The following is a 15,788-nucleotide window of genomic DNA, read 5'->3' on the forward strand; positions in this document are numbered from 1 at the left end:
GCCCCGGGCTGCGGTGCGCCGCTTGCCGACGCCGCTGTCGGGCGGGGGTGGCGTCTGGGGCGGTTCGGTGCAGGTGGAAGCGGTTCGCGTGGTGCGGTCGGGGGTGGCGTGTCCGGGGCGGATGCTGAGCTGTAGCCGTCCCCGTCAATCGAACACGTATTCCAAGGAGCACCGCCATGACCACGCACCACCTCTCCCCCGCCCCGGCCGACCTGCACCTGCACCGCGTGCGCCGCGACCACGAACAGGCCCTGGTCGACCAGATCCTCGCCGCCACCGCCACCGCCGCCTGCCGCGGCTGGACCCCCGACGACCTGCGGCACGTCCTCGGCAACGGGGTGGCCCACCTGCTCTTCCTTGCCCACCACCGCGTCACCGCCGCCGCGGCCACCACCGAGTCCGTGCGCCGGGCCTGGCGGCGCCAGTGCCACGCCGTCGACCCCCTGCCCTGGGCCGTGACCGAGCTCGAGAACTGGCTGACCACCCTGCGGGAGCTGCCGCTGCTGGCCGACGAGGAGATCCTGACCGACCTGCACCAGCTGCACGAGCGCGAGGAGGACCCGGACGGGCCGGACGGGCTGGACGGGCAGCAGCGCCGTGCCGCCCACCGCATCGCGGGGCTGCTGCGCAAGGCGGAGTCGACCACCTTCGACGCCGAGGCCGAGACGCTGGTGGCCAAGGCCCAGCAGCTGCGCCAGCGCCACCGGATCGACACCGCCTTGACCCCACCCGGTTCCCCCGCCACCTCCGTGGAGCTGCTGGCCCTGCGGGTGCGGATGTCCGCGCCCTGGATCCGGCACCAGTTCCTGCTGCTGGCCCAGATCGCCGGAGCCAACTCCTGCACGGCGGTGCTGCTGTCCGCGCACGGGATCGCCACCGTCATCGGCGAGGCCGGCGACGTGCGCCACACCGTGGACCTGTTCGCCAGTCTCAACCGCCAGTGCGCCCACTTCATGCGGATTTCCGCGGGCGCCCATGAGGCCTCCCGCACCGGGCAGACCACCGCGTACCGGCGCGCCTTCCTGCTGGCCTACGCCTCCCGCATCGGCGCGCTGCTGCGGGAGGCCGGGGCCGACGCCGCGGAGGACCGGGAGGACTCGGACCGGGCCCTGCCGGTGCTGGCCGAGCGGTCCGCGGCCGCCGAGGAACGCACCCGGCAGCTGTTCCCGGCGCTGCGCGGCATCTCGTTTTCCTCCCGGCACGCCCGCGGGCACCGGGACGGGCGCGTGGCCGCCGGCCGGTCGCACCTGCGTGGGGACCGGGCGGGGCTGGACCGCCGCAGCGCCTGATTCCGTGCCTCCGCGCACCCAGGCCACTCCCCCCGTCACCGGGGCCGGGTGGGCTGGGCCGCCGGTAGGCTGAGGGCTAGTTCAGCAGGTCAATGTTTCGACACGAAAGCTGGTAGCAGAAGCCATGTCCACCCGCACCTTCCTTGAGATCGAGGCCAAGTTCGCCGTGGCCGAGCAGGCCACCGTTCCCGATCTGACCCACGTCACCGGGGTCTCCGCCATCGCGGTGACCAGGACGCACCATCTCTCGGCGATCTACTACGACACCGAGGATCTGCGCCTGACCCGTTCCAGGATCACCCTGCGCCGCCGCAGCGGCGGCAAGGACGACGGCTGGCACCTGAAGTTACCGGGCACCAGCGCCCGGCTGGAGGTCCAGGCCCCGCTCGGGGAGCCGGTCGACGGCCAGTTCCAGGTGCCGGAGGATCTGCAGGAGCAGGTGCGCTCACTGGTCCGCACGGCGCCGCTGGTGCCGATCGCCCAGGTGGACAATGAGCGTTCCGAGTCGGTCCTGGCCGCCGAGGACGGCTCGCCCGTCGCCGAGTTCTGCGACGACCACGTCACCGCCTGGTCCCTGCTGCCCGGCGGGGACCAGACCTCCTGGCGCGAGTGGGAGATCGAGCTGGCCGGGGAGCTGCCGGGCACCGAGGCCGGTGGCGCCCTGATGCAGTCGGCCACCCCGCTGCTCATCGGCGCCGGTGCCCGGGTGTCCTCCTCGCCCTCCAAGCTGGTCGCCGCCCTGGGCGAGTCGCTGGCGGCCGCCCCGCTGCCGCTCTTCCAGGTCGAGGCCGACCTCGAGGAGGATTCCCCGGCCGCGGCGGTGATCGAGGCGTTGAAGCTCAACCGCGACAAGCTCCTCGAGTACGACCCGAAGGTCCGCCGCGACGAGTGGGACTCGGTGCACCAGATGCGTGTGGCCACCCGGGAGCTGCGCAGCCACCTGGAGACCTTCGACGGCGTCCTCGGCGGCGCCGAGCTCAAGCACATCGAATCCGAGCTCAAACTGCTCGCCCAGGTGCTCGGCGCCGCCCGCGACGCGGAGGTCGTCGAGGAACGCTTCCTGTCCCTGCTCGACTCCGAGGATTCCGACGTCCTGGACGAGACGACGCGGGAGCACCTGCGCGAGGACATGGGCACGGAGTACCGCAAGGCCCACCGCCGCGTGGTGGCCACCCTGAACTCCGGGCGCTACCTGGAGCTGCTCGACGCCATCGACCGCCTGCTGGCCCACCCGCCGGTCCTCGGCGCGGGCGGGGAGGTCATTGAGGACGCCCCGGGAGAGGAGACCGGCGTGGGAGCCGGGGTGAGCGGGGACGAGGTGTCGGCCACCCCCACGGAGGCCCCGGAGGTCGCCGCCGGGGAGACCGGCGGGGACGAGGTGTCGGCCACCCCCACGGAGGCCCCGGAGGTCGCCGCCGGGGAGCCGCTCGTCGGGGACGAGGACGCTGATGAGCCCGAGGCCGAACCGGAGGAGGAGCCGGCCCCCGTGGAGGACGTGGAGGAGATCCTCTCCCGCCACCTCGACGAGGCCTACGCGAAGCTGATGAAGCGCCACCGCAGGGCGGTGCGCCACCGGGACAACCGGGAGCTGACGCTGCACCAGCGCGAGGAGTACTTCCACGACATGCGCAAGTCCGCCAAGAAGCTGCGCTACGCGGCCGAGGCGGTCGGGGCGGCCACGGACCTCAAGACCAAGCGCCTGTACAAGGCGTGCAAGCAGATGCAGTCCATCCTGGGGGATTTCCAGGATTCGGTGACCTCCCGCGACCGGCTGGTCAAGATGGCGGAGCAGGCCCGCCGCCGCGGTGAGGACACCTTCGGCTACGGCCTGCTCTACCAGCGCGAACGCTATATCGGGCTCGACGCGCTCGACGACTACTCGGACGCCGTCGAGAAGATCACCGCCGCCTACGAGCGGCTGACCCGCAAGCGGAAGTGACGGGTCACTTCTCCCAGGAGGCGGGCTCGCCCCAGTCGTCCTCGCTCGCCTCGGCGGCGTCGGCCGCGGCGGTGCGCGCCTGGGCGATCTCCAGCGCGCGGGCGGCCTCCTCCCGGGTGTCGTAGGGCCCCATGCGGGTGTCCCAGCTGCCGGTCTTCCCCTGGGCGACGTCGCCGGTGCCCGGGTTGAAGTACCACTTATCATCTGCGACGGACATGTGCTCCTCCTTCGGGTGTGGATCAGGTGCGCCCCAGGCTACTCGTGTCCGCCCGGCGGGGGCGGGCGGTAGACTAGGGGGTCTGCCCCACCCCACGAGAGTGAAGGAGTCCCGCGTCATGCCCCTGTGGCCAGGTGCCGACCGCCCAGCGATCGAACGGGTCATCGCCGCCCACGAGGAGGCGACCGGCTCGCCCGCCGCGCACGCCGCCGAGGCGCCGGCCACTTGGTCACTGATCGGCGAACACGTCGATCACGCCGGGGGCGTGGTGCTCATGGCCCTGACCGATCTGCGCGCCGCGGTGGCCTACACCCCCCGCCGCGACGATCTCGTGCGCGTGACCCACCTCCAGACCACACCCGACGGCGTGGTCACCACCACCGATGAGATCAGCACGGGCGTCGTTGCCCGGCGGGCGGCCGCCCAGCAGCCGGGCGTCGACGACCGCGGCCGCACCCTCACCCCGCCGGCGCCGGAGGGCGGGCTCGCCGCGCGCCTGGGCGGGGTCATCTGGACGCTGATCCACCGCCAGCTGCTCTCCCGCGACACCGCCGGCGCGGACGTCACCGTCGTCACCGACATCCCCGCGGAGGCGGGCCTGGGTGCCCGTGCCGCACTGGAGGCCGCGTTCGCCCTGGCGTTGCAGGCCGACGCCGACGACCTCGACGACGCCCCCATGCGCGCCCGCCTGGCCGAGGTGTGCACCCAGTCGGCGGAGATGTTCTCGGCCACTCCCCCGCTGCGCGCCCGCCACACCGCCGCCCTGCGCGGGGTCGGGGATACGGTCTCGGCCATCGACTACGCCGACGGCTCCGTCACCCAGGTCCCCCACCCCGTCACCCGGGACACCGCGGCCTTCGCCGTGTTCGCCCCGGGGCCGGCCCCCGACGAGTCCGGGGCCATCCGCACCCGCCGCCGCTTCCTCGACTCCGCCTGCCACGCCTTCGGTGCGGAGTCGCTGCGCCTGCTCCCCGACGCCCCGCAGCGCGTCGTCGAGTGGCTGGAGGCGGTGCACAAGGTCCACGGCACCGACGGCACCCCGGCGGTCAAGGACGCCGCCGCGTGGCTGGCCTTCAACCAGAACGAGACCGTCCGCGCCCAGCAGCTCAGCCGGGCGCTGCGCTCCCGGCGCGCCGAGGCCGTCTGGCCGCTGCTGGCCGACTCCCAGGCCGCGCTCACCGGACCCTACGGGCTCAGCGGCGCGGCTGAGCTCGTGGAGCTGTGCCGGGTGCGGGGGGCGAAGGCCGCCCGGGCCGCCGCGGCCGGGGTCTCCGGCGCGGTCATCGCCTACGTGGACGCGGGTCACGCCGCGAATTTCTCCGCCGACCTGGCCGAGGACGGCCTGGTCGTCGTGCCGCTGAGGGGCGGCGAGGTGGCCGCAGCGCGGCGGTGAGCCGCCCCCGCTTTCTTTGAGGGGTCCCTGACCCACCCGGGACATCGCGTCCCCTTGCGCGCCACCGACGAGCCCGCCCACGGGCGAATCGGCGAAGAGAATCCGCGCCGGCGGCTGGGCCGGGCCCTGCGGGAGCAGGCGCGCCGGGGCATCGATCCGGAACGGGTCAGCTCAGGACCGCCGGGTCCATGTAGACGACCTCCCAGCCATGACCTTCCGGATCGTCGAAGGCGGCGCTGTACATCGGCCCCTGCCCCTCAGGCTCGCGGAAGACGGTGCCTCCGGCCTCACGGGCGCGACGAATCAACTCATCGACGTCGCGGGCGCTGGACGCGCTCAGTGCGTTCAACATCTCCCGTGGTCCGCGCGGCTCGATCGACTCGCGCTGATGAAAACTGTCGAAGTACCCGCGCTCCAGCAGCATCACCACAATGTGGTCGCTGACCTCGAAGGAAGCCGTCTGCTCACCGCTGAAGGTCTCGTTGAGCCTCCAACCGAGCGCGCGGTAGAACTCGCGCAGCTTCGGCAGGTCGGCGGCCGGCAGGTTGACGTAGATCTGGCGGTGCTCCAGACGAATCGGCGGTGGGACTGACATGACGGACCCCTTTTCAACCCAGCTGTGATACCGAACACAATGCAGCCTAGAATGCGTCCTCCGATTAGGGAAGAACCAGCATGAGGCGTGCCCACCCGTCGGTCTCGGAGACCTCCCCCTCCCCGTCGACGTCGCGCAGGGTTCGCGGACCGGTGTCACGGTGGTGGTGGATGGCGAAGTCCAGTCCCTGCCCCGGCGACGCCCCGCCTAATCCGCCGGCCAGGCGAAGGCCACCTCGCGGCCCGCCACGTCGGCCCGGATGAGCGAGACCTTGGCCTGCGTGCCCTGTCCGGGGTGGCCCAGGCACTCGGCCAGCACGGGCGGATCGGCGACGAGGATTCGCGCCTGGTCGCGCTCGGCGTCGGAGGTGAGCACCACGGCGTCGAAATTGTGTCCCACCCAGGGGGCCAGCACGGTTGCCTCGGTGAGGTTGAGGCAGGCCCGGTCGACGGTGTTGGCCAGGTTCGAGGCCCGGTTCATCGCCTGGATGACCGCGTCGGTGCGCTCGACCACCCACTCCGGCACCTCCCTGCCCTCGACCAGCGCGAGGCAGTACTCGGTGGCGAAGCGGTCGACCAGCCGGCGCAGCGGGGCGGTCACGTGCGCGTAATAACCGCCGATCCCGGCGTGCACCTCGGCCCTGTCCGGGTCGGCGCGGGCGTAGCCGGCCCCGCGCAGCAGCTTCTGGGCCTCGCGCATCACAGCCATGCCGCGGGTCCCGGTGGCGTCGACGGAGAGCAGGAACTCGCCGATGTCGCGGTCGTCGTCAAGGTGGTGGCCCAGGGCCCGGGCCTCGGCGCGGAACTCGACCTCTGCCTCGGGCGTGGCCGGGCGCAGGGTGCGCAGGATCCCGGTGCCGTGCTCCTTCATCAGCTGACCGGCGCACATCCCGGTGAGCAGGGAGATCTCGGAGTTCCAGTCCATGACCCCGTGCCGGGGCTCGATGACCAGCTCGAAGCGGCCGTCGGCGAGCACCGCCACGCGCTGGGCCGGCAGGCGCAGGTTGATGGCGTGGCGTCGCAGGGCGGACGCCTCGCGCAGGCGGCCGACCTCGGGCAGCAGCTCGATCGAGGGGTGCATGGTGCCGGCGAGGTGGTCGGCGTGGACCTTCTCGTAGTTCAGGCGCGCGTTGGAGCGCACGAGGACCCGCTCGAGGTGGAAGCGCTCGACCTCGCCGCGCCCGTCGAGTTCGATGGTCCACAGCACGGCGGGCCGGTCCACCCCGGGCAGCAGGGAGCCGTTGTTCTCGGAGAGTTCCTCCGGGTGCAGGCGGGCGGGCTCGTCGGGCAGGTAGATGGTCTGGCCGCGGCGGAGGGACTCGGCCTCGAGCGCGCCACCGGGTTCGATGAAGGCGGCGGCGTCGGCGATCGCGTAGAACACGCGGTAGCCGGTTGCCGTGCGCTCAATGAACACCGCCTGGTCGAGGTCCTTCGAGCCGGGCGGGTCGACGGTGACCAGGGGGATGCCGCGCGCGTCGCGACGCCCGTCCGCGTACCGGTCGCACACCGCGGCGGCCTCGGCGTGCAGCCGCGGGGTGAAGCCGGTGGGCACGCTGAACTCCTCGGCGATGCCGCGGAAGTTCAGGGGTGCCGCATAAAGCTTCATGAAGCCATATTCTCGCACAGGCGAGGGCCCGTGTCGCTGCCCGAAGCCGGGGTCACCGGGAGGCGAACAGCTCGCGGAGGTTGCGGTCGATCTGCTCCATGTAGGTCCGGCTGATGTTGTAGAGGGCGAAGTGGCCGGCCTCATCCCGGATCACGTGCAGCTGCCCGCGCGGGATGAGCTTGGTCTCCTCGGCGCAGTCCATCGGGGTGACGAACATGTCGAAGTTGATCGGCAGGACGAACACCCGCGCGGTGATGCCGCCCAGGGCCGCGGCCAGATCCCCGCCGGTGTGCCGGGTGACGTCGCTGAGCTGCCATTTGCGCGCCATGGTCACCACCGAATTCGGATCGAGGGCGGTGAAGGCCGGTTCCAGGAACTCGGTGACCGCCTCCTCCCGCGAATTGACGCCGAGGTCACGCCAGTCCTCCCACCGCCACCACTCGGTGGACAGGCCGAGCACCGCCCAGATGTGGGCGTGGCGCTTGAGCCCCTCGGCGACGTCCTCATGGGAGGCGTACTCGCCGCCGCTGAAACCCGGGTCGGAGGTGATCTGCTCGATGAGGACCTCGGTGAACAGGTGGTCGTGCGGGGTGTTGTGCGGGCCGGCGGCGATGGAGGCCAACCGGTGGACCCGCTGAGGGTAGCGCACCGCCCACTCGTAGCCCTGCAGCCCGCCCATCGCGATGCCGACGATCGCGAAGAGCTCGGTGATGCCGAAGTGCTCGCGCAGGAGGCGCTCCTGGGCGGTGACGTCGTCCCCGGTGGACACGAACGGGAACTTCGGCCCGGTGATCGAGGGATCACCGGTGTTGTGCGGGGAGGTGGACAACCCGTTGCCGATCTGGTTGACGATGACGATGAAGTACTTCTCCGGATCCAGGGTGTGGCCGGAGCCGATGTAGTGCTCGATCCAGGTCTTGTGGGTCCCGGTGAACCACGTCGGCAGGAGGACGGCGTTGTCCTTCTTCTTGTTCAGGGTGCCGCGGGTGGCCACCGCCAGCTCACAGTTCTCGATCACCCCGCCGTTCTCCAGCTCGAGGCGGCCGATGCCGATCTTCTCGTAGGGCCCCTGGACCTCCGGGGAATAGAAGTCGTTCGTGTACATGGTGCTCCAATCACGTACGGATGGTCTGAGCCCCATGCTAGGAGCGAATCCGCAGGTAAGACAGGTTTTCCACCATTCGTTTCAGGAATGAAACCATTCGGTCACACTTCCGCCCCGGAGGTGGCGCCTGGTGGGACGCCAGGTGCGTGCTCTCAGCTGGCGAACAGCTCGCCCAGGTGACGGTCGACCTGCTCCATGTAGGAAGGCTCGAAGCTGAACAGTCCGAAGTGCCCGGCGATGTCGTCGATGACGCGCAGCTCGGCGCCCGGAATGAGGTCGGCCTCGGCGGCGCAGTCGCGGACGGGGAAGAACATGTCCTCGCTGATGGGCATGACGAAGACCTTCGCGGTGATGCGTCCCAGCGCGGTGGCCAGGTCGTCGCCGCCGAAGCGCGCGACGTCGCCGTGCTGCCACTTGCGCCCCATGACCAGCAACGCGTTCGGATCCATCGCCCCGAAGGTCGGCTCGAGGAAGTGCGTCAGCGCCTGGTCACGGCTCTCGAGGTCGAGGCCGCGCCAGCATTCCTGCTTCCACCATTCGGTGGACAGGCCCATGATCGCCCACACCCGGGCGTGGCGCTTGAGGCCCTCGGCGACGTCCTCGTGGGAGGCGTACTCACCGCCGTTGAAACCGGGATCGGAGGTGATCGCGTCGAGCAGGACCTGGGTGAACAGGTAGTCGTGCGGGGTGTTCTGCGCGGTACCGGCGATCGGGGCGGCGCGCTTGACCTTCTCGTTGAAGCGCACCGCCCACTCGTAGGTCTGCTGGGCGCCCATGGAACCGCCGACGACGGCGAAGAGCTCGGTGATGCCGAAGTGCTCGCGCAGGAGCCGTTCCTGGGCCACGACGTCGTCACCGATGGTCACGAACGGGAACTTCGACATCGCGATGGACTCGTCGTCGGTGTTGTGCGGCGAGGTCGACAGCCCGTTGCCGATCTGGTTGACGATGACGATGAAGTACTTGTCCGGATCCAGGGCGTGGCCCGCACCGATGTAGGAGTCGATCCACGCCTGGTGGGTGCCCGAGAACCAGGTGGGGATCAGGATGGCGTTGTCCTTGGCCTGGTTGAGCTCGCCGCGGGTGGCCACCGCCAGCTCGCAGTTCTCGATGACCCCGCCGTGTTCCAGCTCGAGCCGGCCGATGCCGATCATCTCGTAGGGGCCCTGGACTTCCGGGGAGTAGAAGTTGTTCGGGTACATGTCCGCTCCGATCACCGTGGGTTGTGTTCTGGGGCACATCTTAAGCGGACGTGTGAAGTTTCGGGGCGGTTCGCGGGACGGTAGTGCGGCGGTGTCGGCGGTGTCGGCGGATTCAAGCGGTGAGTGCGCAGCTGCGCACTGTGCGCGCCGTTGCAGGAGGGCGGTCTGGCTCCCCGCGCCCGCGGTTTTCCTCGTTTTCCGGCACAAACCGCCCCTTCACCAACATCGGCCGGACGGGAGCGGAACCCGGAAGCGGAAAACACGCAGGAGAAGAAAGAAAAGGGCGAATGAGCCGGCCTGTAAGCCGGATTCTGTACCCCGTGAGGGGCGGTGAACATCCATCTGGGTCGGCCATCGCTGACCGCCTCAAGCAGCTACCTTCGGACTCGGGCGAGCAGCCCTCAATCATCCGAACCGGCCTGCTCTGTGAACAGGCCGTAATGCCTTGCTCCCGGTGGGGTTTACCTGTCCGGACCAGTCACCTGGCCCGCCGGTGCGCTCTTACCGCACCCTTTCACCCTTACCCGGCCGAAACCGGGCGGTCTACTTTCTGTTGCACGTGCCCGCGGGTCACCCCGGGTTGCCGTTAGCAACCACCGTGCTCTGTGGAGTCCGGACTTTCCTCGACACCCGCCTTCGCCGTGGACGGCTGGTTCGGGGGCCGCGATCACCCGGCCGACTCATTCGCTTCCGGTGATCCTACTCCCCCACCGACCCCGGGGAAAGCCCCGGCACCCCGGTCAGAGCCGACGCAGGTGCGCGGTGTCGTTGACCACGCGCACGCAGCCGTCGACGCGGGCGTCCTCGGCGAAGAACTCGACGACCGAGATGCTCGCCAGGTCGAGGAACACCCGGGAGAACATCTTCGGGCCCGCGCCCATGGCCTGGCGGATGAAGGACTTGATGGGCGTGACGTGGCTGACCACCAGCACGGTGCGGCCGGCGTAGTCGGCCTCGAGCCGACGGCGGATGCGGCGGGTGCGCTTGTCCAGGGACTTCAACGACTCCCCGCCCGGCGGGGTGACGCTCGGATCCGAGATCCACGCCTCGTGGATCAGGGGGTCGGCCGCGTGCGCCTGCTGGAAGGTCCGGCCCTCCCAGGAACCGAAGTCGAGCTCGATGAGGTCGTCGTGGACGATCGCCTCCAGCCCGAGCACCCCGGCGGCCAGCTCGGCGGTCTGCCGGCAGCGGTCCAGCGGGGAGGTGATCACGGCGTCGATGCCGGCGCGCTCCCCGATCGCCTCCGCGGCCGCTTTGGCCTGTGCCAGGCCGAGTTCGGTCAGCTGCGGGTTGGAGCGGCCCGAGTACTGCTTGGCCACCGACATCGCGGTCTGGCCGTGGCGCAGCAGCACGAAACGCGTCGGTGGGTGCGACGCCCCGGTCCAGTGCGAGGGGTTGTTGGCGGCGGGCTGGCTGCGGTCGGCGGCCATCCCGGTCGTGTCGTCCTGCGCCGCGGAAGCCGCCGAAGCCGCCGAACCAGCGGCCGCCGGCACGACCGTCGGGTCCTGGTCGGAGGCGGAACCGACGGACTCATCCCCCACCACGCCCGGCGCGTGGCCGGCGGCCGCGGCGTCCATGGCGACGTTCGACAGGGCGTCGGCGGCCTTGTTTTTCGCGCGCGGGACCCAGGTGAAGGTCACGGAGTCGAAGGTGGACATGATCTTGCGTGCCTCGATGGCGAGCTTCTGCATGTCGGGGTGCTTGATCTTCCAGCGCCCGGACATCTGCTCGACGACGAGCTTGGAGTCCAGGTAGATCTCGACCTCGCTCGCCCCCAACTCGCGGGCGGCCTCCAGCCCGCGGAGCATGCCGTGGTACTCGGCGACGTTGTTGGTCGCCCGTTTGCCCACCACGTAGGCGATCTCGCGGAGGACGTTGCGGTCGGCGTCGTAGACGACGGTGCCGGAGCCGGCGACGCCGGGGTTGCCGCGGGAGCCGCCGTCGGCCTCGATGATCAGTTTCACTGGCCCTCCGGACCCCGGCGCACCAGGTAGGAGCCGCAGTTCGGGCACTGCGGGAGTTCATCGGCGGCCGCGCCGGCAATGGCGGAGCGATCGGCCGGCGGCAGGACGATGAAGCAGCCGCCGCAGGCGCGGCCGTTGAAGGCGGCGACGCCGACCTCGTTCTCGATCTTCTGGCGCTCGTACTCGGCGACGACGTCCTCGGGCAGCTGCGCGCGCAGGGCGGCGATGTGCTCGGCCGGGTCCTGGAGCGCGGCGGCGGCCTCGTTGGCGGCGTCGGCGGCACGGCGGGCGGTCCCGATCTTGACCTCGAGGTCGTCGAGCTGCGCGCCGTGGACGTCGCGGTTGTTGCGCAGGGCGTGGATCTCGTTGTGCGCCTCCTGCAGCTCGGCCATGAGGTCGGCGATGCGCGACTTGGCGGAGTAGCGGTCGTGCTCGAGGTCGCGGCGGCGCTCGGGGTCGGTCTCGGCGCCGAGCTGGGCCTTGTTGTCGCGCTCGCGGCGGCGCAGCTTGCGCTCGTCCTCCTGGATGCGCAGGATCTCGGCCTCCATGTCGTCAACGGCCATCTGGGCGGAGGCGGCGGCGTCGCGCATGCGGCGCTGCTCGTCCAGCAGGCGGTCGAGATCCTGCTGCTCCGGCGTCTCGGTGGCGCGGTCGCCGGCGGCGGCGATGGCGCGTTCGGTGGTCGCCAGTTCGAGGAGGGTGGTCTGCTGGGTGGGGTCGAGTTTCATAGTGTCCTTTCTTACTCGCCCGCGTGCGCGGAGCGTGCGGCCAGGGTCCAGGGATCGGTGCGCAGGTCGATGATCTCGGTATCCACGCCCGCCTCGCGGGCGATGATCCCGGCGGCCTGCCCGGTCCACGGGAACTCGCTGGCCCAGTGGGCGGTGTCGATCACGGCCGGCCCTCCGGCGCGCAGGTACTCGTCGACGGGGTGGTGGCGCAGGTCGGAGGTGACGTAGACGTCCACGCCCAGGCCGCGGACGGTGTCGAGGAAGCCGTCGCCGGAACCGGAGCTCACGGCGACCTTCCTGACCAGTTTGTCCGGATCACCGGCGGCACGCACGCCCCACTCGGTCACGGGTAGGCGGTCCGCGACCTGCTGGACGAACTCGCGCAGCGGCATGGCCTCGGGCAGTTCGCCGACGCGGCCGAGCCCGACGGCCTCGGTGAGATCCTGGTCGGGCTGCATCTCGACGATGTCGAAGGCCGGTTCCTCGTAGGGGTGGTGGGCGCGCAGGGCGTCGATGATGGCGCGGCGTCGTGACGCGGGGGCGACGAACTGCACGCGCAGTTCGACGTCGCGGTAGTTCTCGCCGACCCTCCCGTCGGTGGGGTCGGCGCCCTCCTGCGGGGTGAACTGGCCGACGCCCTCGATGTCGAAGGCGCACTCGGCGTAGTCGCCGATGCGTCCGGCGCCGGCGTCGAAGAGCGCGGACTTGAGCTTCTCGACGTCCGCGGGCGGGACGTGCACGCCCCAGCGGTCGCGGGCGGCCGGGCTCTTCGGCAGGATCGGCCGGCCCGGGGTGATGCCGACCAGCTCCGCCAGCCGGTCGTTGACGCCGGGGCGGGCGGAGTCGGCGTTGGTGTGGGCGGCGAACAGGGCCACGCCGCCGCGGATGAGGGTGTGCAGGACCTGGCCCTTCGGGGTGTCGGCGGCCACGGAGGTCACCCCGCGCAGCAGCAGCGGGTGGTGGACCACCAGCATCTGGGCGCCGGATTCCACGGCGCGCTCGGCCACCGCCTGGGTGCAGTCGAGGGCGAAGGCGACCTTGCCCACCTCCTCGTCCGGGTCCCCGCAGATCAGTCCCACGGCGTCCCAGCTTTCGGCGAGCTTCGGCGGATAGGCCGTCTCGAGGACGGCCCGGATATCGGCGACGGTCGTCATTGAATGCTTTCCTCCCTTGTGCGTCCCCGCCAGTCTAGACGGGCACCCGGACACGGGCTCTGCCATGCTGGTGGGCGTGAGCATCATCTTCCTCGACGTCGACGGCACCCTCATCGATTCCTTCCCCGGCATCCGCGCCGGTTTCCTCCACGCCCTGGACTCCATCGGCTGGCCGCACCCGGACGAGGAGACCATCGCGCGTATCCCCGGCCCGCCGATGGAGGTCACGCTGCGCTCGCTGGGCATGAGCGAGGAGCAGGCGGACGACGCCTTCGCCGCCTACCTCGACCACACCCACCGCGGTGGCTGGGCGGACGCCACCGCCTTCCCGGGCATGCTCGATCTCCTGCGCACGTGGAAGGAGCAGGGCCACACCCTGTGCACGGCGACGTCGAAGGGCGAGGCCTTCGCCCGCCGCATCCTGGAGCGCGAGGGGATGATCGACCACCTCGACTTCCTGGGCGCCGCCCAGGAAAACGGGCCGCGACGTGCGAAAAAGGACGTGATCGACCACGTGCTGGAACAGACTGGGCTTTCCGGGCGGTCCTCCGATATCCTCATGGTCGGCGACCGCTCCCACGACATCGAGGGCGCCGCCCACTTCGGCATCGACACCGTGGCGGTGACCTGGGGGTACGGCACTCCCGAGGAGTGGGCCGCCGCCCGTTTCACCGCCCATGACCCGGAAGAACTGGAAGGGATCGTCCATGACTGGCACGCCGGCGTCCTCGGAAACCCGGCCCGAGACTGACCGTCTGCACCTCGACTTCATCTGCACCGGAAACATCTGCCGCTCCCCCATGGCGGAGATCATCGTCCGCGACGCCCTCGAGAACGCGGGACTGGGCGGGCACGTGCGCGTGAGCTCCTCCGGCATCGGCGGCTGGCACGTCGGCCAGGGCGCGGACCGGCGCGCCGTCGCCGAGCTGCGCGCCGCCGGATACGACGGCAGCGAGCACACCGCCGCCCAGCTCGGCCCGGCCAACCTGGCCGCCGACCTGCTCATCGCCCTGGACACCGGCCACCGCTCCGAGGTCATCGCCCGCGGCGCGGACGAGGACAGGGTCCGCCTGCTGCGCAGCTTCGACCCGGACGCCCCCGATGAGGCCAGCGTGGCCGATCCCTACTACGGCGGCCCCGAGGGCTTCACCCTGACCCGCCACCAGATCGAGGCGGCGGTGCCCGGCATCCTCGCCTGGGTGCGCGAGCGGCTGGACTCCCGCGTCGCATACTCCGGGACCGCGTACTCCGGTGCGCGGCGCTGAGCGGGCTGGACTTACCCACCCGACGGGACGGTAGACTCAACTGCTGTGAGCAGCACGATCAACCGCAGGTACGGCCGGACCACGCAGAAGAAGGGCTGGCGGACCTTCCTCAGGCCCGGCTGGGTGTTCTCGGTCCTCGCGATCATCGCCTTCTCCTACGCCGCCTTCACGTTCCTCGCCCCCTGGCAGCTGAACAAGGACGACGACATCGTCCAGCGCAACGAGCAGATCGACGCCGCCTTCGACCTCGCTCCCGTCGCCGTCGGGGAGGTCTTCGACGCACACGGCTCCATCGAGGCGGGCGAGGAATGGACGCGCGTTATCCTCGAGGGCCGTTACCTGCCCCAGGATGAGGTCCTGCTGCGCAACCGCCCCGTGGACTCCTCCCCGGCGTTCCACTCGCTGACTCCGTTCCAGTTGAACTCGGGCGAGGTCATCCTGGTCAACCGCGGTTTCGAGCCGCCGCTGGAGGGTGGGGTGCCGCCCATCGAGGCCCCGCCGTCCGGCGAGCAGTCCATCGTCGGACACGCCCGCCTCAACGAGATCGTGCCGTCGAGCGAGCCGATCGAGGACCAGGGCTACCGCCAGGTCCACGGCATCAACACCGACCAGATATCGGAGGTCACCGGCACCGACCTGGCCGAGGACTACGTGCAGCTGTCCGAGGGCGAGGCCGGTGAGCTCAACGCCATCCCGGTGCCGAAGCTCGACCGCGGCTCGCACCTGTCCTACGGCTTCCAGTGGATCGCCTTCGGCATCATGGCGCCGCTGGGCCTGGGCTACTTCATCTGGGCCGAGCTCAAGGAGCGCCGCCGCGTGCGCCGCGAGGAGGAGGAACTCGCCGAGGGCGCGGTTGAGACCGTAGAAGACGACACCGAACCGCGTGCCGACGACCGTGCCTCCCACCCGGAGAACGACCTGGCCGACGCCGGGTCCCAGAAGAATGCGGCCACCGCCCGTTCCCGCAAGCTGCACGACCGCTACGGCGACAGCCAGCCCAACCACTACCGGAAGTTCGCCCAGCGGCAGCGGGAGCGCTTCTGAACCGGGTTTTCCGCCGCGGGGCCGGGCACTGTCGAGACCGTCGAGTCAGTGCCCGGCCCCGTTTCGGTTGATCGGGTTCCGTCGGCCGGGTCACTGCGGGGGCGGGGCTGGTCAGGAGGTGTATTTTCCGTGCGCGAGGGATGCATAATGCCTGTTTGTGCCATTGGTGACGAGACAACGAACGTGGGATGATGCACCTTGGGCCACCGCCCGTCCGCTGCCCGGATTCGCCCCACAGATTCGCCCCGTACCCCTGTTCAGACGCCAATCTACGCGGTAGACTCATTC

14 protein-coding genes and 1 other RNA gene are annotated in these 15,788 nt (G+C 70.7%); 6 read left to right on the plus strand and 9 right to left on the minus strand.

Going from position 1 to position 15,788, the window contains the following annotated elements; all coding sequences use genetic code 11:
* Window positions 1-176 precede the first annotated feature (176 nt).
* Window positions 177-1,289 (plus strand): DUF2786 domain-containing protein, encoded by a 1,113-nt coding sequence (locus tag A605_RS10055; RefSeq protein WP_015401407.1) that lies wholly within the window; start codon window positions 177-179, stop codon window positions 1,287-1,289.
* A 124-nt stretch (window positions 1,290-1,413) separates the two neighbouring features.
* Window positions 1,414-3,228 carry a CYTH and CHAD domain-containing protein gene (locus A605_RS10060; protein WP_015401408.1) on the plus strand — a complete coding sequence of 605 codons (1,815 nt, stop codon included), beginning with the start codon at window positions 1,414-1,416 and terminating at the stop codon, window positions 3,226-3,228.
* A gap of 4 nt (window positions 3,229-3,232) precedes the next feature.
* Here the strand turns inward: A605_RS10060 and A605_RS10065 are convergent, their stop codons facing one another.
* Window positions 3,233-3,445 carry a hypothetical protein gene (locus A605_RS10065; protein WP_015401409.1) on the minus strand — a complete coding sequence of 71 codons (213 nt, stop codon included), beginning with the start codon at window positions 3,443-3,445 and terminating at the stop codon, window positions 3,233-3,235.
* 118 nt (window positions 3,446-3,563) lie between these two features.
* Here A605_RS10065 and A605_RS10070 point away from each other — a divergent pair, with 118 nt between their 5' ends.
* Window positions 3,564-4,838: a galactokinase family protein gene (locus tag A605_RS10070; RefSeq protein WP_015401410.1), complete on the plus strand. Its 1,275-nt coding sequence runs from the start codon at window positions 3,564-3,566 to the stop codon at window positions 4,836-4,838.
* A 166-nt stretch (window positions 4,839-5,004) separates the two neighbouring features.
* Here the strand turns inward: A605_RS10070 and A605_RS10075 are convergent, their stop codons facing one another.
* The 8 genes from A605_RS10075 to A605_RS10105 form a co-directional block, all read right to left on the minus strand.
* Window positions 5,005-5,433, minus strand: a complete 429-nt coding sequence (locus A605_RS10075; protein WP_015401411.1) for a VOC family protein — start codon at window positions 5,431-5,433, stop codon at window positions 5,005-5,007.
* Between the two features lie 207 nt (window positions 5,434-5,640).
* Complete coding sequence (locus tag A605_RS10080) at window positions 5,641-7,038, minus strand: RNB domain-containing ribonuclease (RefSeq protein ID WP_015401412.1); 1,398 nt, start codon at window positions 7,036-7,038, stop codon at window positions 5,641-5,643.
* Window positions 7,039-7,090: 52 nt separating this feature from the next.
* Window positions 7,091-8,143: an alpha/beta fold hydrolase gene (locus tag A605_RS10085; RefSeq protein ID WP_015401413.1), complete on the minus strand. Its 1,053-nt coding sequence runs from the start codon at window positions 8,141-8,143 to the stop codon at window positions 7,091-7,093.
* A 152-nt stretch (window positions 8,144-8,295) separates the two neighbouring features.
* On the minus strand, window positions 8,296-9,345 hold the full coding sequence (locus tag A605_RS10090; protein ID WP_015401414.1) for an alpha/beta fold hydrolase: 1,050 nt from the start codon (window positions 9,343-9,345) through the stop codon (window positions 8,296-8,298).
* A 284-nt stretch (window positions 9,346-9,629) separates the two neighbouring features.
* An RNA gene (gene rnpB, locus A605_RS14900) (RNase P RNA component class A) lies at window positions 9,630-10,028 on the minus strand.
* 57 nt (window positions 10,029-10,085) lie between these two features.
* Complete coding sequence (locus A605_RS10095) at window positions 10,086-11,309, minus strand: bifunctional RNase H/acid phosphatase (RefSeq protein WP_015401415.1); 1,224 nt, start codon at window positions 11,307-11,309, stop codon at window positions 10,086-10,088.
* Window positions 11,306-12,037, minus strand: coding sequence for a zinc ribbon domain-containing protein (locus tag A605_RS10100; protein ID WP_015401416.1), 732 nt, complete (start codon window positions 12,035-12,037; stop codon window positions 11,306-11,308). Before A605_RS10100 ends, A605_RS10095 begins: the two co-directional genes overlap by 4 nt.
* A gap of 11 nt (window positions 12,038-12,048) precedes the next feature.
* Complete coding sequence (locus A605_RS10105; protein ID WP_015401417.1) at window positions 12,049-13,191, minus strand: Nif3-like dinuclear metal center hexameric protein; 1,143 nt, start codon at window positions 13,189-13,191, stop codon at window positions 12,049-12,051.
* Between the two features lie 64 nt (window positions 13,192-13,255).
* Between A605_RS10105 and A605_RS10110 the strand changes: the two genes are divergently transcribed.
* Genes A605_RS10110 through A605_RS10120 form a run of 3 tightly spaced genes read left to right on the plus strand, consistent with a single transcriptional unit; the run spans window position 13,256 to window position 15,500 of the window.
* On the plus strand, window positions 13,256-13,942 hold the full coding sequence (locus A605_RS10110; RefSeq protein ID WP_015401418.1) for an HAD-IA family hydrolase: 687 nt from the start codon (window positions 13,256-13,258) through the stop codon (window positions 13,940-13,942).
* The gene (locus A605_RS10115) at window positions 13,899-14,456 is read left to right on the plus strand and encodes a low molecular weight protein-tyrosine-phosphatase (protein WP_015401419.1); all 558 of its coding nucleotides are present in this window, start codon (window positions 13,899-13,901) and stop codon (window positions 14,454-14,456) included. The genes A605_RS10110 and A605_RS10115 overlap by 44 nt, the downstream gene beginning before the upstream one ends.
* Window positions 14,457-14,501: 45 nt before the next feature.
* Window positions 14,502-15,500 carry an SURF1 family cytochrome oxidase biogenesis protein gene (locus tag A605_RS10120; protein WP_015401420.1) on the plus strand — a complete coding sequence of 333 codons (999 nt, stop codon included), beginning with the start codon at window positions 14,502-14,504 and terminating at the stop codon, window positions 15,498-15,500.
* The last annotated feature ends 288 nt before the right edge of the window (window positions 15,501-15,788 follow it).

Origin of the sequence: Corynebacterium halotolerans YIM 70093 = DSM 44683 (assembly GCF_000341345.1) — a bacterium.
Lineage (GTDB): Bacteria > Actinomycetota > Actinomycetes > Mycobacteriales > Mycobacteriaceae > Corynebacterium > Corynebacterium halotolerans.